Annotated in this window: 21 protein-coding genes; 4 read left to right on the forward strand and 17 right to left on the reverse strand. The window is 65.1% G+C overall.

Annotated elements, in window-relative coordinates; translation table 11 throughout:
• Window positions 1-8 precede the first annotated feature (8 nt).
• The 7 genes from ACSQ12_RS13560 to ACSQ12_RS13590 all read right to left on the reverse strand — a co-directional run bounded on the left by ACSQ12_RS13560 (window position 9) and on the right by ACSQ12_RS13590 (window position 4,703).
• Window positions 9-836, reverse strand: a complete 828-nt coding sequence (locus tag ACSQ12_RS13560) for a F0F1 ATP synthase subunit delta (RefSeq protein ID WP_436065731.1) — start codon at window positions 834-836, stop codon at window positions 9-11.
• A complete protein-coding gene (locus tag ACSQ12_RS13565) occupies window positions 836-1,384 on the reverse strand; it encodes a F0F1 ATP synthase subunit B (protein ID WP_011692450.1) in 549 nt (182 codons plus the stop codon). Before ACSQ12_RS13565 ends, ACSQ12_RS13560 begins: the two co-directional genes overlap by 1 nt.
• Before the next feature lie 52 nt (window positions 1,385-1,436).
• Entirely contained in the window at window positions 1,437-1,655 is a 219-nt protein-coding gene (atpE, locus tag ACSQ12_RS13570) for an ATP synthase F0 subunit C (RefSeq protein WP_011692451.1), read from the reverse strand.
• 80 nt (window positions 1,656-1,735) lie between these two features.
• Complete coding sequence (gene atpB, locus ACSQ12_RS13575; RefSeq protein WP_011692452.1) at window positions 1,736-2,536, reverse strand: F0F1 ATP synthase subunit A; 801 nt, start codon at window positions 2,534-2,536, stop codon at window positions 1,736-1,738.
• 91 nt (window positions 2,537-2,627) lie between these two features.
• Window positions 2,628-2,927, reverse strand: coding sequence for a hypothetical protein (locus tag ACSQ12_RS13580; protein WP_011692453.1), 300 nt, complete (start codon window positions 2,925-2,927; stop codon window positions 2,628-2,630).
• 16 nt (window positions 2,928-2,943) lie between these two features.
• Window positions 2,944-3,435, reverse strand: a complete 492-nt coding sequence (locus ACSQ12_RS13585; RefSeq protein ID WP_209743676.1) for a hypothetical protein — start codon at window positions 3,433-3,435, stop codon at window positions 2,944-2,946.
• Window positions 3,436-3,542: 107 nt separating this feature from the next.
• The gene (locus ACSQ12_RS13590; protein WP_209743674.1) at window positions 3,543-4,703 is read right to left on the reverse strand and encodes an MraY family glycosyltransferase; all 1,161 of its coding nucleotides are present in this window, start codon (window positions 4,701-4,703) and stop codon (window positions 3,543-3,545) included.
• 296 nt (window positions 4,704-4,999) lie between these two features.
• On the opposite strand from ACSQ12_RS13590, the gene ACSQ12_RS13595 reads away from it, so the two are divergent.
• Window positions 5,000-5,896, forward strand: a complete 897-nt coding sequence (locus tag ACSQ12_RS13595) for a glycosyltransferase (protein WP_436065732.1) — start codon at window positions 5,000-5,002, stop codon at window positions 5,894-5,896.
• A gap of 17 nt (window positions 5,897-5,913) precedes the next feature.
• On the opposite strand, the gene ACSQ12_RS13600 is transcribed toward ACSQ12_RS13595, so the two are convergent.
• The 10 genes from ACSQ12_RS13600 to argS all read right to left on the reverse strand — a co-directional run bounded on the left by ACSQ12_RS13600 (window position 5,914) and on the right by argS (window position 18,802).
• Window positions 5,914-6,672 (reverse strand): WecB/TagA/CpsF family glycosyltransferase, encoded by a 759-nt coding sequence (locus ACSQ12_RS13600; protein WP_436065733.1) that lies wholly within the window; start codon window positions 6,670-6,672, stop codon window positions 5,914-5,916.
• The gene (locus ACSQ12_RS13605) at window positions 6,669-7,406 is read right to left on the reverse strand and encodes an L-threonylcarbamoyladenylate synthase (RefSeq protein WP_436065734.1); all 738 of its coding nucleotides are present in this window, start codon (window positions 7,404-7,406) and stop codon (window positions 6,669-6,671) included. Before ACSQ12_RS13605 ends, ACSQ12_RS13600 begins: the two co-directional genes overlap by 4 nt.
• Before the next feature lie 75 nt (window positions 7,407-7,481).
• Window positions 7,482-8,375 carry a peptide chain release factor N(5)-glutamine methyltransferase gene (prmC, locus tag ACSQ12_RS13610; protein ID WP_436065735.1) on the reverse strand — a complete coding sequence of 298 codons (894 nt, stop codon included), beginning with the start codon at window positions 8,373-8,375 and terminating at the stop codon, window positions 7,482-7,484.
• A gap of 18 nt (window positions 8,376-8,393) precedes the next feature.
• Window positions 8,394-9,467 carry a peptide chain release factor 1 gene (gene prfA, locus ACSQ12_RS13615; protein WP_436065736.1) on the reverse strand — a complete coding sequence of 358 codons (1,074 nt, stop codon included), beginning with the start codon at window positions 9,465-9,467 and terminating at the stop codon, window positions 8,394-8,396.
• A gap of 233 nt (window positions 9,468-9,700) precedes the next feature.
• Entirely contained in the window at window positions 9,701-11,878 is a 2,178-nt protein-coding gene (gene rho / locus ACSQ12_RS13620) for a transcription termination factor Rho (protein ID WP_436065737.1), read from the reverse strand.
• Between the two features lie 347 nt (window positions 11,879-12,225).
• Window positions 12,226-13,212 carry a homoserine kinase gene (thrB, locus tag ACSQ12_RS13625; protein WP_209743663.1) on the reverse strand — a complete coding sequence of 329 codons (987 nt, stop codon included), beginning with the start codon at window positions 13,210-13,212 and terminating at the stop codon, window positions 12,226-12,228.
• A 2-nt stretch (window positions 13,213-13,214) separates the two neighbouring features.
• Entirely contained in the window at window positions 13,215-14,321 is a 1,107-nt protein-coding gene (gene thrC, locus ACSQ12_RS13630) for a threonine synthase (RefSeq protein WP_209743661.1), read from the reverse strand.
• Window positions 14,322-15,638 carry a homoserine dehydrogenase gene (locus ACSQ12_RS13635; RefSeq protein WP_436065738.1) on the reverse strand — a complete coding sequence of 439 codons (1,317 nt, stop codon included), beginning with the start codon at window positions 15,636-15,638 and terminating at the stop codon, window positions 14,322-14,324.
• Window positions 15,639-17,132, reverse strand: coding sequence for a diaminopimelate decarboxylase (gene lysA, locus ACSQ12_RS13640; protein ID WP_436065739.1), 1,494 nt, complete (start codon window positions 17,130-17,132; stop codon window positions 15,639-15,641).
• A gap of 5 nt (window positions 17,133-17,137) precedes the next feature.
• Window positions 17,138-18,802, reverse strand: a complete 1,665-nt coding sequence (gene argS, locus ACSQ12_RS13645; protein ID WP_436065740.1) for an arginine--tRNA ligase — start codon at window positions 18,800-18,802, stop codon at window positions 17,138-17,140.
• Window positions 18,803-18,967: 165 nt separating this feature from the next.
• On the opposite strand from argS, the gene ACSQ12_RS13650 reads away from it, so the two are divergent.
• Genes ACSQ12_RS13650 through ACSQ12_RS13660 form a run of 3 tightly spaced genes read left to right on the forward strand, consistent with a single transcriptional unit; the run spans window position 18,968 to window position 21,874 of the window.
• Window positions 18,968-19,444 carry an FMN-binding protein gene (locus ACSQ12_RS13650; RefSeq protein WP_436065741.1) on the forward strand — a complete coding sequence of 159 codons (477 nt, stop codon included), beginning with the start codon at window positions 18,968-18,970 and terminating at the stop codon, window positions 19,442-19,444.
• A 40-nt stretch (window positions 19,445-19,484) separates the two neighbouring features.
• Window positions 19,485-20,357 carry an FAD:protein FMN transferase gene (locus ACSQ12_RS13655; protein WP_436065742.1) on the forward strand — a complete coding sequence of 291 codons (873 nt, stop codon included), beginning with the start codon at window positions 19,485-19,487 and terminating at the stop codon, window positions 20,355-20,357.
• Window positions 20,358-20,362: 5 nt separating this feature from the next.
• Window positions 20,363-21,874, forward strand: coding sequence for an FAD-dependent oxidoreductase (locus tag ACSQ12_RS13660; RefSeq protein WP_436067001.1), 1,512 nt, complete (start codon window positions 20,363-20,365; stop codon window positions 21,872-21,874).
• Window positions 21,875-21,877: the final 3 nt, after the last annotated feature.

Here is a 21,877-nt window from a genome sequence, read left to right on the forward strand (position 1 = left end):
TTGTCCGGTTAGCCGGCAAGCTGACGCTGGAGCTGGCCCAGGCGGGTGAGCATCGAAGCGTCTACCACTTCGTCACCAACCTGGATCCGGATGCCACCGATCAGTGCCGGGTCAACGTTCATGTTGATCTTGAGCTCGCGCCCGTACAGGGCGTTCAGCCCTGCCTGCAGCCGGCCGGTCTGCGACTCCGTCAGCGGACGGGTGACGCTGACCGTTGCGATCCAGCGCTGCTGGCGCTTGGCTGCAAGTTCGGCGAACCGACGCACAAGGTTGGTCGCCTTGAGGCCACGGGGATGCGAAACTGCCTGTCCGATAAGGACTTTCGCTTCCTCGCTTGCATTGGGAACGAGCTTTTCGGCGAGGGCAATCTTGGCAGCCGGGCTCGCCTGCGGCTCGGACAGAGCACGCTGTACCTCGTGGCTGGAATCAACGGCGTGGTTGAAGGCGAACAGATCGTTCTCCAGCGTTTCCAGTCCGGTGATTCCTGAGGCAGAGACGGCCGACTTGTTCTCAGCAACGGCAATTACCACCGAAGCGGCAAGAGTCTCGAGTGCATCGCCGATATCCCGAGCCGACGCCCAGCGTGAACCGGCCAGTCCGCTCGCAATTTCCGCAGCATCGGTGGAGACTTTTCCACCGAAGAGCTGCTTGACCAGTGCCGACTTTTCGTCGCCGCTGCGGGACGGGTCAGTCAGGGCACGGCGCAAGCCAGCCGAGCTGTCCACTGTTCCCAGGATTCCGAAGAGTTCCTTTGCCAACTGCAGCGAAGCGAAGGGAAGCTTGGCTTCCAACGCAACCAGCGCCGCGGTCAGCGATTCGCTCGATACACCTGCCATTACTTAGCTGCACCTGCGTTCTGGTTCTCCAGATCTGCCAGGAAACGGTCAACCACACGGGCTGCACGTGCATCATCGCTCAGTGACTCGCCGACGATGCGGCTTGCCAGCGTCGTGGCCAGCGTGCCGACTTCGGCGCGCAGGGACACAACGGCCGCCTGGCGCTCGGATTCGATCTGCGCGTGGGCGTGGGCGGTGATGCGGGCAGACTCTGCAGCTGCCTTTTCCTTCAGGTCCGCCAGGATCTGGGCGCCTTCTGCACGGGCTTCCTCGCGGATGCGGTTGGCTTCTGCACGGGCGTCGGTGAGCTGCTGCTTGTACTCTTCGAGTGCAGCAGAAGCCTCTGCCTGGGCCTTTTCGGCTTTGGCAATGCCACCTTCAATAGCCTCGGCACGCTCTGCGAACGTCTTCTCGAACATCGGGACAACGAACTTGACCACGATGTAAAAGAGGACAGCAAAGCCGGCCAGGACTACGCCCATTTCCCAAGGGTTGGGAACGAGCGGATTAGTGCCTTCGGTGGCGGCTGAGATGATCGTCTGATTCATATTTCACCCGTCCTTATCTACTCGGTTCTGGATGTTCGCTAGGTTCTAACGATTAGGAGAGAACGAAAGCGAAGACCAGGCCGAGGATGGCGAGTGCTTCAGTCAGCGCGAGGCCGAGGAATGCGATCGGCTGCAGGACGCGCTGGGCTTCCGGCTGACGTGCCACACCATTGATGTAAGCCGCGAACACGAGACCCACACCGATACCACCGCCGATAGCGGAGAGGCCGTAGCCGATGAGGTTGAGGGAGCCGTTGATGGAGCCTTCCATTTTTCTTCCTTTCAAGATGCCACCCGTGTGGCAGGTTGTTTGGGTTGCTTCATCCCCGCGAAGGGGAAGTATGTGGGTGCCTAGTGGCTGTCCGCGTGCAGAGCGCCTTCAATGTAGATGGCAGTCAGCAGCGTGAAAACGTAAGCCTGCAGCGCCATGATCAGCGCTTCCAGCATGTACATGGCGATAGCGCCGACGAGCACCAGTACGGAGGTGCCCTTGAGGAGGATGTTCTCCTGCATGACGAGGTACTCGATGCCGGAACCGGCAATCATCACGATCAGGTGACCGGCCAGCATGGTGGCGAACAGACGGAGGCTGTGCGTGACCGGGCGGACCAGGAAGTTGGAGATGATCTCGATCGGGATAACGATCGGGAGAATGTAGACCGGCACGCCCGTGGGAACGGTGGCCAGCTTGAAGTACTTGATCCCGTTCTTCTTCACGCCAATGGCGATCCAGGTCAGGTAAACAATGGCCGCCAGAACGTAGGCGCCGCCTACGTGCGAGAAGCTCGGAAGCTGGATCAGCGGGATGGCGCCGTAGATGTTGTTCACCAGGATGAAGAAGAAGAGGCTGAACAACAGCGGGACGTACTTCATGAAGTCCTTGCCGCCAATGATGTCCTTGGCGATGCTGTTGCGGACGAAGCCGTAGGCGGCCTCACCTGCGAACTGCAGTTTGCCGGGAACAAGCTGCTGCTTCCGCGCAGCTAGCAGAAAGAATGTAGCGATAATGACGACCGACAGGATTACCAGCAGCATCTGCTTGGAGAATCCGTCTGCCGCACCCCACGGCAGGATTGCCGGCAGGTGCATTTCTTCAATTCCAGGAGGATTGAACTCTCCTGAATCTTGGGCCGGGAGCGCAAGCGCGATCAACGCGTTTCCTCTCTGCAGTGTCCATCATTGGGCGTTGGTGAGGGTCCGGCGATCATCGTGTCCGCCCTTCCCCTTGTGAAATTGTTAGGCATTACTGTTCCTCGTCCTTGGACGGGCCGCTGGCTGCACTGTCTTCACCAGTTGACGTTCTGTTACTGGTGAGGCCGTGCATATGAGAAAGATAGAACCCTCCCGCAGCTCCAAGCAGAGCGCCTGCGAGCACAATCCAGCGGGTTCCCCACAGATAATCCAGACCCCACCCTATCAAACTCCAGACGATGATTCCGCCAATTATGTAGCTGAAGACGGCGATGCCGGCGTTGTATCCGCCGTCCCCGCCATCGGAAGATACGCCTGCTGAACCTTGGGTGGATTTGGGGATTTCCCGCATGTTTTTTCGCTTCGAATTACGGCTGTTCATCATTGCCGTCTTTCACGGGTTGGGGGTCGTTATAAATCCGGAGGCGGGCCTTGCTGAATCCGTAGATCTCTGCTGCCTGCCACAATACGACGGCGGTAACCGCGCCGATCAGGAACCAGCGGCCATGAAGCCAGGCGGGAGCACCGATAACGAAGAGCACCAGGGCAAACCCAACTACTTTGACGAAGTAGGTGACTACGAAGACCCCGATGGCACCCGATGGATTGTTCCGCCCGACAAAATGGCCGACCAGGAGGCTGATTCCGAAGAAGGCCATCACCAGGAGTCCGCCGAAAGTGCTGGACAGCACTCCCCCGGAGCCGTTGAGCATGGCGGCCGGTATGCCGGCAAGCACAAGGCCGGCCAGCGCCGCTCCCGCGCTCAGCTTCAAAAGTCCCAGCCACAGCGACTTTGTGGGGCCGGAGACACCAACGGGTCCGTTGCCGGATCTGTGTCCGGGTTCGGCGTTGGAGGTCATAAGATCCCAATCGTCGTGTACTGCGGGCTGGCAAGGGAGGGTGCGGCGAAGAGCTGCACTGAAATTCTACATGAGATAGAAATTATTCGGAAAAGGGTGTCCAAAGGTCACTCCTGCCCCGCCGCTTCAGCTTCGGCCTCAGACTCCGCTTCCGACCTCGGCCCCGCTCCGGGTGCCTTGTCGCGAAGGTAAGGCCACGCGGTGACCACGGCCATGATGGCGGCCGCAGCAACGTCCACGGCCAGTACCGTCTGCCACGGGAAAATCGCGAAAGCCAGACCGCCGAAGGCCAGGACACAGGTCCATGCGTACATCAGGAGGACGGAGGCCCGGTGGGAATAGCCGATGTCCATGAGTTTGTGGTGCAGGTGTCCGCGGTCGGCTGACCAGGGCGAACGACCCAGCGCAGTCCGCCGTACGACAGCCAGGCAAAGATCCAGCAGTGGCAGGAACAACACGGCGAAGGGCAGCAGGATGGGAATGATCGTGGGGATACCGTTCGCGCGGTCGTAGAGGCCGGAGGTGATCTGTCCGGTCGACACTATGCCCGCGGAGGCCAGCAGTAGACCGATCAGCATGGCGCCGGAGTCGCCCATGAAGATCTTCGAGGGAAACCAGTTATGGGGCAGGAAGCCCACGCAGCTGCCCACCACTACCGCGGTCAGGAGCGTCGCAAGGTCCGAATAGTCCAGCAGCACTGCCGACCGGTGCACCCAGTATGCGGTCAGGAAGAACGCTGCACCGCCGATGATGGCTACTCCTGCGGCCAGCCCGTCCAGTCCGTCGATGAAGTTGAAGGCGTTCATGGTGGTCACGATCAGCCCGGCGGTGAGGACGATGCGGACCATCTCGTTCTCGAGGATGATGGGCTCGGGAACAAAGGGGACGATGGTCATCCTGACGCCCCAGATGGCCACGACCATGGCAGCGGCGCTTTGGCCGATCAGCTTCACCCACCACCGCAGGTCGAGCAGGTCGTCGGCGAGGCCCACAATGACGATCAGCGTGGCGCCGGCAAGGACCCCCCACGGGGAGGCGTTGCCGCGGAAGATGTCCTTGACGAAGAATGACTGGCTCGCCACGACCAGCGCCACCAGGAACCCTGCGTAGATGCCCAGGCCTCCCAGCCTGGAGACCTTGTGGGAGTGGGTGTCGCGGCTGCGGATCGGCGAGAAAAGTTCGAGCCTGTTGCCGATGAACCGTGCGCCCCAGGTCGCGGCGAACGAAACGCCTGCTGCCGTCAGCATCATGAGCAGGTACATGATCATGGGGAAACCACCGTCCCCGCACCGTCAGCGGAACCAACCCCTGGCAGCGTGTACCCCTGCGGCCCGGTCAGTGCCGGGTGGCAGGGATGGCTAGGGTGCGATTGCTGTGGAACTGACTTTCGATAAATGAAACTTCTCCGTCGCCGTGCGCGCGGCAGGCAGTGCGTAGTGCCTGACAGGGCTGTATTACAGTGGACTCTAGTCAAGATACTAATGCCAACGGCTAGCTGGCTTCGCGTCACACGGCCCACTGCCGGCGGGAAAACCACCGGCAGCCGTGTTGAAAGGAACCAGCAATGTCCCTGTCGGTTGCAGTTGCCGCCGTGACGTTTGATCGTCCCCGTGAGCTCGCCGTTCTGCTGGATGCGATCAACAGGCAGACCGCTCCGGTGCGTTCCATTTGCCTGGTGGACAGCGGCACCGCGCCCGCAAAAGACGTGGCTTCCCGGCACTCCAACGTGGAATATGTCCGGTCAGAAGCGAACCTTGGCGGCGCAGGCGGCTTCTCGCTGGCCATCCTCAAGGCGGTGGCCAGCGGCGCTGACTGGATCTGGATGATGGACGACGACGCCGAGCCCGGCGACCCGGAGTGCCTCGCCACGCTGCTCCGCGAGGCCGAGGCGCGCGGCCTGGATGCCGTGGTTCCGCTGGTTGCCGCGCCGGGCCACCCTGACCGGCTGTCTTTTTTCTTCCGCCTCGACGGCAAAGTCACCCACGACCGCGCAGAGGTGGAAAAACTCGGATTCCTGCCCGATGACGGCCACTTCTTCAATGGCGCGCTGATCCGGTCAGACGTCTTCTTCAAAGTAGGTTTGCCCGACATGCGGCTCTTCATCCGTGGCGACGAGGTGGACTTCACCATCAGGCTCCGGAAAGCCGGCATCCGCTTCGGTACGGTCACCACCACGGCCATCACGCACCCCCACGCCTTTGCAGAGACTCAACATGTTTTTGGGGCCCGGTGGCACGTTATTGTTCCTGAGACCGCGTTCAAGCGCTACTACTACTATCGGAACCGCGGATACCTGATCCGCCGCCACTTCCGGGTGAAGTCGCTCGTGGCCGACGTGGGCGGCTACCTCGGCTACTTCCTGCGCCGCGGCGACTTCCGCGGGCTGGCTGACTGGTTCCGTGCGTTTTCCACCGGCCTCAGGGGCAAGGGCTTCGGGCCCCTGAAGGACCAGAAGTTCTAGCCCGCCCGGCGGCGGCCCTAGCGGTTTGACGTGAGGCGTCGCCGGACCAGAAGCGCCAGGAGCACCCACGGCTCGCCGAACACGCGATAGGCAACCCTGCGCGGATGCAGCATGAGCCGCCAGGCCCATTCCAGTCCCAGGCGGCCCAGCCAGCGCGGAGCGAGTTTCTGGATTCCGGCAATCTGTTCGATCGCACCGCCCACCGCGCAATACACGGCAGGGGGAAGAACGGAAAGCCTGCGGCGGAGGACCATCTCCTGCAGCGGCATGCCCAGCCCGAGCAGCACCATCTGGGGACGCAGTTCCTGCAGCCAGGCAACAGCTTCGCCCTCCAGGGCACTGTTCCATCCCTCGCCGGGCATGCCGGCCACCTTGGCGTTGGGAACGATTCCGGCCAGGCGTGCCACAGCCTTGGCGTTGGCTTCCGCTCCGGCTCCGATCACGGCAATTCGTTCAAGCCCTTCGACACTGCCGAGGGCAGGTATCCAGTCGGTGGAGCCCAGCCGGTAGTCCATGACCGGCCCATTGGCCTCTCCCGATCTTCCCCACAGCCACAGGACGGGGGCGCCGTCGAGCAGCACGACGTCGCTGTCTTCATAGAGGGCGCGGAACTCCGGGTCCGAATGGAAGAGTGTCACGCTGTGCAGGTTGTGGCCCACCACTGTGCGGGTGCTGCCTTCGGCAACAAAGCGGTTGAGCGTGGCCGTCATCTCGGAAACGGTCAGCGGCGTGGCGTCAACGCCGAGGACAGGTATGTGCTGCCGGGTGAGGATCATTCGGCGCCGGGATCCGTCACTGATTCGGTGTCCGTCGCCGGCTCAGCCGCAGGGACGTCGGCCGCGTTGCCGTCAATGTCCAGGAGACCGGGTACGACCTCGCGAAGCCGTTCCACGCTGATGGCACCCTGTCGGACCACCCTGAGCGGCAGAGCTGTGGCGTCGACGATGGTGGACGGGAGGGCGTCGGCGTCCGCGTCGCCGTCCGGGCGCAGTCCCCCTTCGAGGTAGACCTCGACGGATTCAGCAAGCTGGGTCATGGCTTCGGCGGCAGTGCGGGCAGCAGGCTGGCCGGTGCGGTTCGCGGAGGACACCGCCAGCGGTCCGGTCAGCGTCAGCAGGTCCTGCGCGACGTCGTCGGCCGGCATCCGCAACGCGACAGTGCCCTTGGTCTCGCCCAGGTCCCAGTCCAGCGACGGCTGTGCGTGGAAAATCATGGTGAGGCCTCCCGGCCAAAACGCTTCAGCAAGCTTGCGGGCCTCTGCCGGAACATCAGTTGCCAGTCCGTCCAGTGCGTTGAGGCGCGGAATCAGGACGGGCGGCGGCATCTTCCGGCTGCGGCCCTTGGACGCGAGCAGCAGGGTGACAGCCTGTGGCGAGAAGGCGTCAGCACCGATTCCATAAACCGTGTCCGTCGGGAACACCACGCATTTGTGTTGGCGGATGGCCCGCTGGGCGTTCTCCAGCCCTTCAGCCCGCTGGTCAGCTGCCGTGCAGTCATAGGTTGTGGTCACTGGCCTATTCTTTCATCACTTCGTGCACTGATCCGTATCCACCGGTCCGTGCCGTTTACTGGGCTTTGCCGTTGACTACGCTGTTCCGTTTACCGCTCCGGCAAGGACGGCACTGGTGGCACGCTCCCTGCCGTTGAGGTCCAGGTGCGTCGTCACATCGGACCAGAGGCCGGACTTCTCCATCATGGCGGCGATCCACGTCGCCTGGACTTCGGCGTGTTCCATCACGAAGTAGCCGCCGGGAACCAGCAGCCGGGCGGCAGACGCTGCCGCCGCCGTCGGGAGCTCCATTCCGTCCGCTCCCCCGCCGTACAGGGCTTCGGGCGGATCGTGCAGCGCCACTTCGGGTTCGTTGGGGATTGCTTCGGCGGGAATGTAGGGCGGATTGGAGACGACGACGTCGAAGGTTCCGTCATGGTCCGGAAGCGCGTCGCGCAGGTCCCCCCGGAGGAGGGTGACACCGAGCGGGCGCAGGTTCCGTTCGGCCCAGGCGTGCGCAAACTCGCTGAATTCCACGGCGTAGACTTCCGCTCCGGGGACTTCGAGGGCGATGGACCCTGCAATGGCACCGGATCCGGTGCCCAGGTCCACTACCTTGGGGTGGGTCCGTCCCGGCAGCCGGTCACGGTCGTTGAGCCAGTCAATGACCAGCTGCACCACGGATTCGGTCTCCGGCCGCGGAATGAAGACCCCCGGCCCCACGGCAAGCTGCAGGTACCGGAAATGGGCCACACCGGTGATGTGCTGCAAAGGCACCCGGCGCGCGCGCTCGGCCACCAGCTCGGGGTAACCCTCGGGAGCCGGGGAATCGCCCAGGAGCATGGCCCGCAGCCTGCCCAGTCCGACTCCCAGCAGGTGGTCCGCCAGCAGTTCCGCGTCCACCCGCGGGCTGGGGACACCGGCATCGGCCAGGAGCGCGGTTGCCTGGCGGACTGCCTCCGCCAGGCTCAGTCCTGTTCCATGTGTCATCAAGCGACCGGCCCGGGGCTATTCGCCGATGGCGTCCAGGCGGGCCTGTTCGTCCATCTCGATGGCCGACTGGATGACCGGTTCAAGGTCGCCGTTCATGACCTGGTCCAGGTTGTAGGCCTTGTAACCGGTGCGGTGGTCCGCGATCCGGTTTTCCGGGTAGTTGTACGTGCGGATGCGCTCGGAGCGGTCCATGGTGCGGATCTGCGATTTGCGCTGGGCCGAGTTTTCGGCGTCAATCTGCTCCTGCTGGTGCGCCAGGATGCGTGCCCGGAGCACGCGCATGCCGGCCTCACGGTTCTGCAGCTGGGACTTCTCGTTCTGCATGGCCACCACGATTCCGGTGGGAAGGTGGGTGATGCGCACCGCGGAGTCGGTAGTGTTGACGGACTGTCCGCCGGGCCCGGAGGACCGGTAGACGTCGATCTTGAGGTCGTTCTGGTTGATCTCGAGTTCCTCGGGTTCGTCCACTTCGGGAAGCACCAGCACGCCGGCAGCCGAGGTGTGGATGCGGCCCTGGGATTCCGTCACCGGGACGCGCTGTACGCGGTGCACGCCGCCCTCGAATTTGAGCCTCGCGTAGACGCCCTCTGCAGGGTCGTTGGAGTTGCCCTTGACGGCCATCTGGACGTCCTTGTACCCGCCGAGGTCCGATTCGGTGGCCGAGATCAGCTCCGTCTTCCAGCCGCGGGATTCCGCATAGCGGGAGTACATCCGCAGCAGGTCCGCAGCGAACAGCGCAGCCTCGTCGCCGCCCTCTCCGCCCTTGACCTCGAGGATCACGTTGCGGGCATCGTCCGGGTCCCGCGGGATGAGGAGCCGGCGCAACTTGGCGGCAGCCGTCTCCAGCGAAGCCTCCAGTTCCGGCACCTCCGCGGCAAACTCGGGGTCCTCGTCCGCCATTTCCTTGGCAGCCGCCAGGTCGTCGCGGATGCTTTCCCAGCGATGGTAGGCCTCCACAATGCCGTTCAACTGTGCAGAACGCCGCCCCAGTTTCCGGGCAAGCTTCTGGTCAGCATAAACAGCAGGATCCCCCAGCTGCGCCTGGATAGCATCATGCTCATCCAACAGGCCCTGTACGGACTCAAACATATTCAAAACCTCTTTCGACTCCTACAAGTCTAGTGATAACAACAAAAACGGACCCGCGGCTGGTGACTTAACGACGAAGCCGCACGGATTTTTCCGCCCCGGGAGTGGCATCGGGCCTGCCGAAGCCGGGTGGCTTGCGATCGCAGATCGAAAGCCACCCGGCGAAGGGGCGGGGGCGGAAAATCCGTGCGGCGTCAGCACCGGGGCAGCAGAATCAGCCGCTCACCGGAGCGTTATTTGTCGTTATCGGACTTCGCACCAAGCGTCGTCTTCTGCACCTGCATGAGGAACTCGACGTTGCTCTGGGTCTCCCGGATCTTGTTGGTCAGCAGCTCAAGGCTCTGCTGCGTTTCGAGTCCGGAGAGGACGCGGCGCAGCTTCCACATGATCTTGACTTCCTCGGGGGAAAGCAGGTTCTCTTCGCGGCGGGTACCGGACGCGTTGACGTCCACGGCCGGGAAGATGCGCTTGTCCGCGAGCTGGCGGGACAGGCGCAGTTCCATGTTGCCGGTTCCCTTGAACTCTTCGAAGATGACCTCGTCCATCTTGGATCCGGTCTCGACGAGCGCGGTGGCCAGGATGGTGAGCGAGCCGCCGTTTTCGATGTTGCGGGCTGCACCGAAGAAGCGCTTCGGCGGGTACAGCGCTGCCGAGTCGACGCCACCGGAGAGGATACGGCCGGAAGCCGGCGCCGCCAGGTTGTAGGCACGGCCCAGTCGGGTCATCGAGTCGAGGAGAACCACAACGTCCATGCCCATTTCCACGAGGCGCTTGGCGCGTTCGATGGAGAGCTCGGCCACGGTGGTGTGATCGTCGGCGGGACGGTCGAAGGTGGAGGCAATGACCTCACCCTTGACGGTGCGCTGCATGTCCGTGACTTCTTCAGGGCGTTCGTCAACCAGCACCATCATGAGGTGGACCTCAGGATTGTTGGTGGTGATGGCGTTGGCGATGGACTGCAGGATCAGCGTCTTGCCGGCCTTCGGCGGCGAAACGATCAGGCCGCGCTGGCCCTTGCCGATCGGGGCAACCAGGTCGATGACGCGGGGGCCGATCTTCTTGGGGTCCGTCTCGAGGCGCAGGCGCTCGGAGGGGTACAGCGGGACGAGCTTCGCGAATTCGACGCGGTCCTTGAGTTCCTCGGGGGTCTTGCCGTTGACCGAGGTGACACGGACCAAAGCATTGAACTTCTGGCGGGCGGACTGCTGGCTGCGGTCTTCGCCTTCACGAGGTGCACGGATGGCGCCCACCACGGCGTCGCCCTTGCGCAGGTTGTACTTCTTGACCTGGGCGAGGGAAACGTAGACGTCGTTCGGGCCCGGCAGGTAGCCGGAGGTGCGGATGAACGCGTAGTTCTCCAGTACGTCCAGGATGCCGGCGACGGGCAGCAGGACGTCGTCCTCAGTGACCTCGACGTCGTCGACGTCCGGTCCCTGGGCACGACCCCGACGGCGGTCGTTCCGGTCGCGGAAACGGTCGTTGCGGGAGTTATCGCGGTTGTCCTGGCCCTGGCCGCCCGAGCGGTCGCTGCGGTCGTTGCGGTCACGGCGGTTGCGGCGGTTGCGGCGGCTTCCGCCGTCCGAATCGTCGCTGTCGCGTGTGTTGTCGCGGGTGTCTTCGCGGCGGGGCGCACCGGAGGTGTCTCCACCGTCGCGACCGCCACGGGTGCGGGTTGACTGGCGCTCGTTGCGCTGACCGGCGTCGGCTGCTTCGCTGCCCTGGTCTGCACCGCGCTGTTCGCGCTGCTCGCCGGAACGCTGTTCGGTGCGCTGTTCAGCGCCGCGCTGTTCGGCAGGAGCCTCGGCCTGTGCTTCGCCTTCGGCTGCCGGGGCAGTCGTCTGGGCTGCCGCTTCACCGCGGCGGCGGTTGCGGGTGCGCGGCTGGCGGCGCTCTGCAGCTTCCGGCGCAGCACCTTCGGACACGGCGGCCTGGCCGGCGTCAGGAGCGGACGCGGGGGCCTCGCTGGGAGCGGCTTCCGGAGCCGGAGCCTCGGTGGCGGGAGGGGTGATCACGCCGTCGCTGCCTGCTCGGCGGCTGCGGCCGCGCCGGGCCCGGGTGCCTTCCTGGGCGGGAGCCTCGGCGGCTTCTGCTGCGGTTCCTGACGCAGCAGCGCCTGCTGCAGGAGCAGCTGCTGCCGGAGCCGTGGCCCGTGCCGAGATGGTCTCGCCGGTCTTCTCCGCACCCTTGGCAGGAGCCTTGGTGGCTGGAGTACCCGCACGATGGGCGGAAATGGCGGTCACCAGATCGCCCTTACGCATGCGGGATCCGCCGGAAATACCCAACTGGCTGGCGAGGGCCTGCAGCTGGGCGAGCTTAAGGCCGGCAAGGCCGCTGCTCTTGGCGGGTGCTGCCGACAACTCGGTAGCAGAAGATGTGTCCACAGCTGGAGACAGCTCAGTGGTTTCGGTCACGAAGGATCCTTCCCCCTCGACGGCGTCCAGACTGGGAGCTGGACGCGATGATTTGATCTGGGCTGCAGTTCAGATCTACAGCCGGATTTCGGCCTTGCCGGATGGAATTTCGGCCAGCAGGGCCGGATACTGATACGCCTCGCACACTCCAACAAGACCGGAATGGCGGACTGACGGTTCAGGGGTGCAGAGCGATTCTGCAGATTCCTGCGACAGACCAAGCAGGCGGCACCGGAGAATGTTGCGCAGTTGAAGTTCAGAGCAGCAAACGATCAGACAGGCGCCATGGCCAACATCGGATTCTTTTGACTGCGGGTTCTGGTTCGTATAACTAACTGCCTGCGGGATTACCGCCGGTGCACTCCCACTTTAGCACCTTCAACGTCCACCGCCAGCTTCATCACGCGCCATCCCACATCCGGCGTGTTGGCCCGGGTATAGGCCTCGATGAAGTCCACCACCGCGGCTGCCTCTTCTTTCCCGTTGGCCAGCACCAGCACAGTTGGCCCGGCCCCGGAAACAACGGCCGCGTATCCTGCGTAGCGCAGTGCTCGGATCAGGTCCGCGCTGGGGCGCATGGCCTCAGCCCGGTAGCTCTGGTGGAGGTAGTCTTCCGTGCCAGCCAGCAGGAATTCAGGCTTGCTGGTGAGTGCGTGGATGAGCAGTGCGGCCCGGCCGGAGTTCATCGCGGCGGCGTGATGGCCCACCGACGCCGGCAGGAGCGCACGCGCGGCTTCGGTGGACAGTTCATAATCTGGTACTGCGACGACGGGAATCACGGAATCCGCCACGGTGGCGCAGGTGCTGCTGTACTGGTCACTGTCCTGCCACGACAGCGCCAGACCGCCGAATATGGCCGGTGCGACGTTGTCAGGGTGCCCTTCCATTTCGCTGGTGAGCTGCAGGATCCAGTCCTTGCCGCGGCGCGAGTCCTCCGGAACGAGGGCGTTCGCCGCGGTCACGGCTGCCACCACGGCCGAAGCCGAGGAGCCCAGGCCGCGGCCGTGCGGGTTGACGTTGTCTGCTGTGATCCTGAGGCCCTCGTGCCGGAAGCCAAGCCGGTGCAGGGCCTCAGTGATTGCCCTGACCACCAGGTGGCTCGCGTCCCGCGGGAGCGTCTCCGCGCCTTCGCCGCTGAGTTCGAATTCAAGCTCGCCGCTGCCGAGCGTTTCCACGGTCAACGTGTCGTGCAGCGAAAGGGCCAGTCCCAGGCTGTCATATCCCGGTCCGAGGTTGGCGCTCGTGGCAGGCACGCGGACGGTCACCAGCTGCCCGGCCGGGACTGCCGGCGCGCCTGCGGCAGACTCGGCCGGGACGGTGAGGGTGGTTTCCAAGGCTATTTTTCTTCCAGGCCAAGCTCGGCGGCCACGGTGACCACATCGTTGGACACCTTGACGGGCTGGACATCGCTGCCGTCTTCGGTGCGCAGCGCCCACTGCGGGTCCTTCAGGCCGTGGCCGGTCACCGTGATCACGATGGTCTTTCCGGCGGGGACCTGCCCGGCCGCGTGCTTCTTGATCAGGCCTGCAACGCCGGCGGCGGAACCGGGTTCAACGAAGACGCCTTCCTTGGCGGACAGCCAGCGGTGGGCTGCCAGGATTTCCTCGTCGGTAACGGCTTCGATCAGCCCGCCCGATTCGTCACGGGCGGCGATGGCACCGTCCCAGGACGCGGGGTTGCCGATCCGGATAGCCGTCGCGATGGTGTCCGGCTCGGTGATGGGGTGGCCGGCGACAAACGGCGCCGCGCCGGCGGCCTGGAAGCCCCACATCTGCGGGGTCCTGGTGGACACGGCGGGAAGGGTTCCGGCAGTGTCGGATTCGAACGGTGCCGAGTACTCCTTGTAGCCCTTCCAGTACGCGGTGATGTTACCGGCATTCCCTACCGGAAGGACGTGGATGTCCGGGGCATCGCCGAGTGCGTCCACAACTTCGAAGGCGCCGGTTTTCTGCCCCTGGATCCGGGCGGGGTTCACGGAGTTCACCAGGAAGACGGGGTAGGACTCCCCCAGCTTCCGGGCGATGTCCAGGCAGTTGTCGAAGTTCCCGTCCACCTGCAGGAGGGTGGCGCCGTGGGCGATCGCCTGGCTCAGCTTGCCCATGGAAATCTTGCCTTCGGGGACCAGCACCGCGCACTTGAGGCCCGCTGCCGTGGCATACGCCGCCGCGGACGCGGAGGTGTTCCCGGTGGAGGCGCACACCACGGCCTCGGCACCGGAGGCCACCGCAGCAGTCATGGCCATGGTCATGCCCCGGTCCTTGAAGGAACCGGTGGGATTCATGCCTTCCACCTTGAGGTACACGGTGGAACCGGTCAGCTCGGAGAGCTTCTGCGCGTGGACAAGCGGCGTGCCGCCCTCACCGAGGGTGATGACCTTGGTGCTTTCCGTTACGGGCAAACGATCAGCGTATTCGCGGATGACACCGCGCCATTGGTGAGCCACTTAGACTCCTTCTACCCGCAGTACGGATGTAACGGAATTGATGACGTCGAGGCCCTTCACGGCCTGGACGGTTGCTGCCAGTGCAGCTTCGGTTGCGCGGTGGGTGACGATCCGCAGTTCGGCCGATTCCACATTGGAGTCGGCATCGCGGTGGATGGTCTGGCGCATGATCTCGATGGACACGCCGTGCTCCGCGAACAATTGGGCGATCTTTGCCAGCACACCCGGCTGGTCGGCAACGTCAAGGCCGATGTAGTAGCTCGTGTTGACGGCGTCGATCGGCAGGGCGGGAACCTTGCCGATGGTGGTCTCGGTCTGCGCGGGTCCGCCAAGGACGATCCGGCGTGCGGCGGAGACGAGGTCGCCCAGTACGGCCGATGCCGTGGGCGTCCCGCCGGCGCCCTGGCCGTAGAACATCAGCTCGCCGGCGTTCTCGGCCTCAACGAAGACGGCGTTGAAGGCACCGTGGACGGCGGCCAGCGGGTGCTCGCGCGGCAGCAGGGTGGGGTGGACGCGGACAGACACGCCCTCGCTGCCGTCTGCGGCCGACAGTTTCTCGGCAATGGCCAGCAGCTTGATGACGAACCCGGCGTCCTTGGCCGCGGCGATGTCCGCCGCGCTGACTCCGGTGATGCCTTCGCAATGAACGTTTTCCAGGTCAAAACGGGTGTGGAAGGACAGCGAGGCGAGGATGGCTGCCTTGGCCGCGGCGTCGAGTCCGCCCACATCGGCCGTGGGGTCCGCCTCCGCGTAGCCCAGGCGCTGCGCCTCAGCCAGGGCGTCCGCGAACGTCGCGCCCGTGGTGTCCATCTGGTCGAGGATGAAGTTGGTGGTGCCGTTCACGATGCCCAGCACCCGCGTAATGCGGTCACCGGACAGGCTGTCGCGGATGGGGCGCAGGATGGGGATGGCGCCGGCCACCGCTGCTTCGTAGGACAGCTGGACGCCTGCCTTGTCCGCAGCTTCATAGAGCGTGGGCCCGTCCTGGGCCAGGAGCGCCTTGTTGCCGGTGACCACGCAGGCGCCGTTCTGGATGGCGGCGAGGATCAGGGAACGGGCAGGTTCGATGCCGCCCATCAGTTCGATCACGAGGTCCGCGTCCTTGACCAGGGTGTCTGCGTCCGTGGTGAAAAGTTCCCGCGGCAGCTCAACGTCACGGGGTGCATCGATGGTGCGTACGGCGATGCCGGTCAGCTCCAGGCGGGCTCCGGTGCGTGCGGCCAGTGCGTCGGCGTCATCAATGAGAATCCGCGCCACCTGGGCCCCAACGTTGCCACAGCCCAGCAGGGCTACCTTCAGGGTTCGCAATTCAGTCATTCAGACTCCCATGTCGCGGTTCAGCAGATCTTGTTCGGTTTCCCCGCGGACAATCAGCCGGGCTGATCCGTCGCGCACAGCGACAACGCCCGGCCGGGCCAGATAGTTGTAGTTGCTGGAGAGGGCCCAGCAGTAGGCGCCGGTCCCCGGTACAGCGAGCAGATCACCGGCTGCCACGTCCTCGGGCAGATATACATCTCTAACAACTATGTCGCCGCTCTCGCAATGTTTGCCCACTACGCGGGACAACTGCGGTGCCGCGCCGGAGGTCCGCGAGGCCACAATCGCCGAATAATCCGCGTCGTAGAGCACCGGGCGGGCGTTGTCGCTCATGCCGCCGTCCACCGACACATAGCGGCGCGGGTACGTAACGTTTTTGGCAGCATTTCCTGCCTGGTCGGCGGCTGTGCCGTCCGCGGCGGCCGGCGCGTCGACGCGGACGGTCTTGAGCGTTCCCACTTCGTAAAGGGTGAACGTGGAGGTGCCCACGATGGCGCGCCCCGGCTCGATCGAGATCCGGGGGGCCGTGATGCCCAGCTCGTCGCAGGTGGAACGCACGACGGCGGCCATCGCCTGTGCGATCTCGGCGGCGGGCCGGGGGGTGTCCACCGGCGTGTAGGCGATGCCGTAGCCGCCGCCGAGGTCCAGCTCAGGCAGGACGATGGAGTACTTATCCTGCATTGCAGCCAGGAAACGGAGCAGCTTTACCGCTGCCAGCGCGAAGCCGTCCGGTTCGAAGATCTGCGAGCCGATGTGGCAGTGCAGGCCCAGGAGCTCGATGCCGGCGTGGCCGGTGGCGGCGGCCACGGCCTCCTCCGCCGCGGACAGGCCGGCCTGGTCCGTGGAGTCCTCTGCCATGGAGAGGCCGAATTTCTGGTCCTCATGGGCGGTGGCAATGAACTCGTGAGTGTGCGCGTGCACTCCGGGGGTGAGCCGGAGCATCACTTTTGCGGTCTCGCCGCGGGCAGACGCGATCGCGGCGATGCGGTCCAGCTCGGCAAGGCTGTCCACCACGATCCGGCCCAGCTTCATGTCCAGGGCCCGGTGGATCTCGGCGTCGGATTTGTTGTTTCCGTGCAGGGCGACGTCCGCTCCCGGGATGCCGGCGCGGGCGGCGACGGCGAGTTCCCCGCCGGAGGCGGTGTCCAGGCGCAGCCCTTCTTCCTCCACCCAGCGGACAACCGCGGTGCACAGGAACGACTTCCCGGCGTAGTAGACGTCCACTCCCCCGCAGATGTCGGCGAAGGCGTTGTTGAAGGCATCACTGAAAGCGCGCGCCCGGGCCCGGAAGTCGTTCTCGCTCATCACGAACAGCGGTGTGCCGAACTCGCGTTGGAGCTCGCTGACCGGAATACCGTCAATGGCGAGTTCGCCGGCGCCGTTCCGGGCAACCCCGGCAGCCCACATGGGCTCGTGGAGTGCATTGAGGTCGGCCGGCACGGCAAGCCACTCCGGGGCCAGGGGGGATGCTTGGTTCAAGGAATTCCCGGTCATGGCGGTCACATCCGTTCCGGCGCCGAAACGCCAAGCAGTTCCAGTCCGTTGGCCAGCACCTGGCTGGTGGCATCGTTGAGCCACAGCCGCGTGCGGTTGACGTCGGTGATGGGCTCGTCGCCCTGCGGCGCCACACGGCAGGCGTCATACCAGCGGTGGTAGGCGCCGGCGATGACCTCCAGGTGGCGGGCCACGCGGTGGGGTTCGCGCAGCTCGGCGGCCTTGGCCACGATGGAGGGGTAGCTGCCCAGGTAGGACAGCAGTTCATTCTCGGTGGCGTGGTCGAGCAGCGCGGCGTCGAACGCGTCTTTTCCATCGACGCGGCGGTCCACTCCGGCGGCCACCGCGTTTCGGGCTGTGCCGCGGGAGCGTGCATGCGCGTACTGGACGTAGAACACCGGGTTCTCGTTGCTGTGCTTCTTCAGGAGCTCGGGATCCAGCGTGAGCGGGGAGTCCGCCGGGAACCGCGCCAACGAATAACGGACGGCGTCCTTGCCCAGCCAGGAAATGAGGTCCTTGAGCTCGATGATGTTGCCCGCGCGTTTGGACAGCTTGGCGCCGTTCACCGACACGAGCTGGCCGATCAGGACCTCAATGTTGGCCTCGGGATCGTCTCCGGCGGCGGCGGCGATGGCCTTCAGCCGGTTGATGTAGCCGTGGTGGTCTGCTCCCAGCAGGTAGATCTTCTGGTCGTAGCCGCGGTCCTTCTTGGACAGGTAGTACGCGGCATCCGCGGCGAAGTAGGTCGGTTCGCCGTTCGCCCGGATCATCACCCGGTCCTTGTCGTCACCGAAGTCCGTGGTGCGCAGCCAGACGGCACCGCCGTCGTCGAACACGTGGCCCTGCTCGCGAAGGCGGGCTACGGCACTTTCGATGGCGCCGGCGTCGTGCAGCTCCTGCTCCGAGAAGTAGACGTCAAAGGCGACACCGAAGTCGGCGAGGGTGTCCTTGATGTCCTTCAGCTGGGCCTTGTACGCGGCCCCGCGGATCACCGGCAGCGCCGCTACGTCGGTCAGTTCCCGGATGTCCGGGTGTTCCGACAGGACGTGGTGGCCCAGCTCGGAAATGTACTCACCGGGGTAACCTCCCTCAGGCACGCCGCGGCCGTGCAGGCGCGACAGCACGGAATGCGCAAAGACGTTCATCTGCGATCCGGCGTCATTGATGTAGTACTCGGCGGTGACCTTTGCGCCTGACGCCCGGAGCACCCGTGCGATCGAGTCGCCCAGCGCCGCCCAGCGGGTGTGGCCGATGTGCAGCGGACCGGTGGGGTTGGCGGAGACGAATTCCATGTTGACCACATGCCCCGCGAGCGCCGAGTTGGTACCGTACTCAGGGCCGGCTTCGACGATGGCCTTGGCGAGAGCCCCTGCGGCCGCGGCGTCCACCGTGATGTTCAAGAAGCCCGGGCCCGCGATGTCCACGGCTGACACGCCGTCGATGGTGGTGAGCCGGGTGCTGAGGATGGTGGCGAATTCCCGGGGATTGACGCCTGCCTGCTTGGAAAGCTGGAGGGCAATGTTGGTGGCCCAGTCGCCGTGGTCCCGGTTCTTCGGCCGCTCCACGCGTACCTCGTCCGGCACGGCGGACGCGGAAAGAGTGATTTCACCGGCGGCGACGGCGTCTTTCAGGCAGGCGGATATGGCGAGGGAGAGTTCTTCGGGAGTCACGCATCTAGCCTACCGGTGGCCCGCGAAAGCCGCGGAATCGGGGCAACGCCATGACGCCTATTGCGTGCACAGTAAGGCATGGGCTTGGTCACAGGCTGAACCATTACGCTGATTCCGACGTTGTCCATCCTGTAACTGCCTGCAACTACACGAAACGAGCCCTGCATGAGCTTCCCGGTACGCAAGAGCCTGTTCGTCGGCATCGCCGGCATGTCCCTGATCGGAACCGTAGCCGGCTGCGCGCCGTCCGCCCAGGCACCCGCCGTCCAGTCCGCTGCCGCTTCACCGGGCGCAGCAACCGGGAGCGCCCCGGTCGCCGGGACGGGCGGATCTTCCCCTGGCGCGTCAGGCTACAAGGACGGCACCTACAGCGCGGACGGAAACTATGTCTCCCCCAACGGCACGGAAACGGTGGGCGTTGAGCTGACGCTTTCGGGCGGCACGGTGTCCGGCGTGAACATCACCCAGCATCCTTCCAACCCCAACACCCGGAAATTCCAGGGCGAGTTCGCCGGCGGGATCGCGGCGCAGATCGTGGGCAAGAAGCTGGATGAGCTGAATGTCTCCAAGGTTGCCGGTTCCTCGCTGACGAGTGGAGGCTTCAACCAGGCCGTGGAGAAGATCAAGTCCGAAGCCCAGTAAGTACCCCCTGTTCCCGCCTACCACGCCAAGAGGAGACAACGTGCCGCACCCGGGCTGGGCAGCGTTCAGTTTCGACGGAATCGGAACCAGCTGGGAGATTTCGACGCCCGGCGCTTTGGACGGCGGCCAGCGCCGCCGGCTGCTCGACGTGCTGGAGAGGTACGACGCCGCGTGGTCCCGTTTCCGGCCTGACTCGATCGTGGCGCAGGCGGCCAGGGAGCCCGGCCGGTTCCGCATGCCGGACGGTGCAGGCGCGCTGGGCCGCCTGTACCGGAGCCTCTACCGGCTGACGGACGGCGCCATGACACCGCTGATCGGCGGCAGCCTGGAACAGCTGGGCTACGATCCGGATTATTCGCTCCGGCCGCGCGGAATCCCGCTGCCTGCCCCGCGGTGGGAAGAGGTGCTGGACTGGCAGGGCGCCGTGGTGGCCACCAGCGCTCCCGTGGTGCTGGACGTCGGCGCTGCCGGCAAGGGGCAGCTCGCGGATTTGCTCGCCACGGAACTCGGGTCGCAGGGCATCACGGAATACTTCATCGATGCCAGCGGCGACCTGCTCAGTTCCGGCCCCGTGCCGGTATCCGTGGGCCTGGAGCACCCGTACGATCCAGGCCGTGCCATCGGCACGATCAGCCTGGGAACGGGAGCCCTGTGCGCCTCGGCAGCCAACCGCCGGGCCTGGGGAGACGGGCTTCACCATGTGCTGGACGGCACCACGGGGACTCCGGTCAGAACAGTGGTTGCCACGTGGGCACTCGCCGGGAATGCCATGACGGCCGACGCCCTGGCCACGGCGTTGTTCTTCGTTTCCGGCCAGGCGCTTGAGCAGGATTTTGATTTTTCCTGGCTTACGGTCTTCTCGGACGGAAGTGCCGCCTACTCAGCAGGTTTCGAAGGAGTGCTGTTCGAATGAGTTCCATGATCCAGCGGGCGGACACGTCCTTGAACCGCGTCACCATGTACCGCCTGGTGTTGTGGGTGCTCGCCGTGCTGGCCGCGTACAGCCTGCTGCTCAATGTCCTGGGCTGGCTGACCTTCGGCATCCCCGAAATGCTCACGCACCTGGCGCTCTGCCTGGGACTGACCTACCTCTCCAACCGCGGGCTTGCTGCGCTGTTCCGCGTCCGGCCGCACTCGGAATCATCCCTGATAACCGGCCTCCTGCTGTATTTCCTGTTCTGGCCCAGTTTCAAAACGCTGGATGTTGCCGGCGTTGCCCTCGCCTGCGTCCTGGCATCAGCGTCAAAATACGCCCTGGCCTGGCGCGGCCGGCACATTTTCAACCCGGCCGCGGCCGGGGCCTTCGTGACCGGGCTGACCGGCCTCAACATCGCCACGTGGTGGGCGGCCACCCCCTCGATGCTCTTCCTCCTGGTTCCCGGCATTCTCCTGGTGCTCTACCGCACCCGCAAGATGCTCATGGGTGCCGTGTTCACGGCGGTTTCAGTTTCCATCGTGGCCACGGAACTCCTCCGGGCCGGCATGTCGGCGGGCCAGGCACTCTGGCAGCCTCTCGCGCAGCGCCCTGTACTGTTCTTCGTCGGTTTCATGCTGACCGAACCGCTGACCCTTCCGCCACGGCGCCGGCAGCAGCTGGCGCTCGCCGCCGTCGTCGGCGTTGTCTTTGCCGTCCCCTACAACTTGGGGTTCGTGGCAAATTCTCCCGAACTCGCACTGCTCGTGGGGAACCTGATCGCGTTCCTGGCGGGGCAGCGCGGCGGTATCCGGCTGAACTTCCAGGAGTCACGGCCCCTGACGCCGACGACGACGGAATTCAGCTTCCGGCCCGACCGCGCGGTGCGGTTCGCGCCCGGACAATACATCGAACTGCACCTGCCCCATGGCAAGTCGGACGGCAAGGGCCTGCGGAGGGTCTTCAGCCTGACCAGCGCCCCGGACGCGCAGGACGTGACCATCGGCGTGGGAACAGCCGAGCCCGTGTCCGCCGCCAAGCGTGCCCTGCTCGCACTGCGGCCCGGGGACTCCGTGACGGCCACCGCGGTGGGCGGCGACTTCGTCATCCCGGGCGGGTCCAGCGGCCCGGTCCTGCTGGTGGCGGCCGGCATCGGCATCACGCCCTACCTTGCCCAGCTCGCCGCAGGCGCGGCCAGGAACCGGGACGTCGTCCTGCTGTACCTGGCGAAGTCGGCGGCTGAACTCGCGTACGCGGATGCGCTGGAACAGTCCGGTGCCCGGGTCATTGCCCGGCTCTCCGACGGTTCCCCGCCGCCGCCGTTCATGGAAGACGCCGGCACGGTTTCCCGGCCGCCGGAGCGGATCGACAGTGCGGCCCTCAAGGAACTTGTTCCGGACATTACCGCCCGCACAGTGTTCATTTCCGGCTCGCCCGCCAGCGTCCGCTCGCTCCGGGCCGCAGCCCGCAGCGCGGGTGCGCGGCGGATCCGCACCGACTCGTTTTCCGGATACTGAACG

The sequence above is a fragment of the Arthrobacter sp. LjRoot14 genome (genome assembly GCF_964253905.1).
Taxonomy (GTDB): Bacteria; Actinomycetota; Actinomycetes; order Actinomycetales; family Micrococcaceae; genus Arthrobacter.

Excerpts from the sequence above, each read along its gene's own strand:
- ACSQ12_RS13560 (WP_436065731.1), bottom strand. The coding sequence starts at position 836 with ATGGCAGGTGTATCGAGCGAATCGCTGACCGCGGCGCTGGTTGCGTTG.
- ACSQ12_RS13565 (WP_011692450.1), bottom strand. The coding sequence starts at position 1,384 with ATGAATCAGACGATCATCTCAGCCGCCACCGAAGGCACTAATCCGCTC.
- atpE (WP_011692451.1), bottom strand. The coding sequence starts at position 1,655 with ATGGAAGGCTCCATCAACGGCTCCCTCAACCTCATCGGCTACGGCCTC.
- ACSQ12_RS13580 (WP_011692453.1), bottom strand. The coding sequence starts at position 2,927 with ATGCGGGAAATCCCCAAATCCACCCAAGGTTCAGCAGGCGTATCTTCC.
- ACSQ12_RS13585 (WP_209743676.1), bottom strand. The coding sequence starts at position 3,435 with ATGACCTCCAACGCCGAACCCGGACACAGATCCGGCAACGGACCCGTT.
- ACSQ12_RS13590 (WP_209743674.1), bottom strand. The coding sequence starts at position 4,703 with ATGATCATGTACCTGCTCATGATGCTGACGGCAGCAGGCGTTTCGTTC.
- ACSQ12_RS13595 (WP_436065732.1), top strand. The coding sequence starts at position 5,000 with ATGTCCCTGTCGGTTGCAGTTGCCGCCGTGACGTTTGATCGTCCCCGT.
- ACSQ12_RS13600 (WP_436065733.1), bottom strand. The coding sequence starts at position 6,672 with ATGATCCTCACCCGGCAGCACATACCTGTCCTCGGCGTTGACGCCACG.
- prmC (WP_436065735.1), bottom strand. The coding sequence starts at position 8,375 with ATGACACATGGAACAGGACTGAGCCTGGCGGAGGCAGTCCGCCAGGCA.
- prfA (WP_436065736.1), bottom strand. The coding sequence starts at position 9,467 with ATGTTTGAGTCCGTACAGGGCCTGTTGGATGAGCATGATGCTATCCAG.
- ACSQ12_RS13635 (WP_436065738.1), bottom strand. The coding sequence starts at position 15,638 with ATGACTGAATTGCGAACCCTGAAGGTAGCCCTGCTGGGCTGTGGCAAC.
- lysA (WP_436065739.1), bottom strand. The coding sequence starts at position 17,132 with ATGACCGGGAATTCCTTGAACCAAGCATCCCCCCTGGCCCCGGAGTGG.
- ACSQ12_RS13650 (WP_436065741.1), top strand. The coding sequence starts at position 18,968 with ATGAGCTTCCCGGTACGCAAGAGCCTGTTCGTCGGCATCGCCGGCATG.
- ACSQ12_RS13660 (WP_436067001.1), top strand. The coding sequence starts at position 20,363 with ATGATCCAGCGGGCGGACACGTCCTTGAACCGCGTCACCATGTACCGC.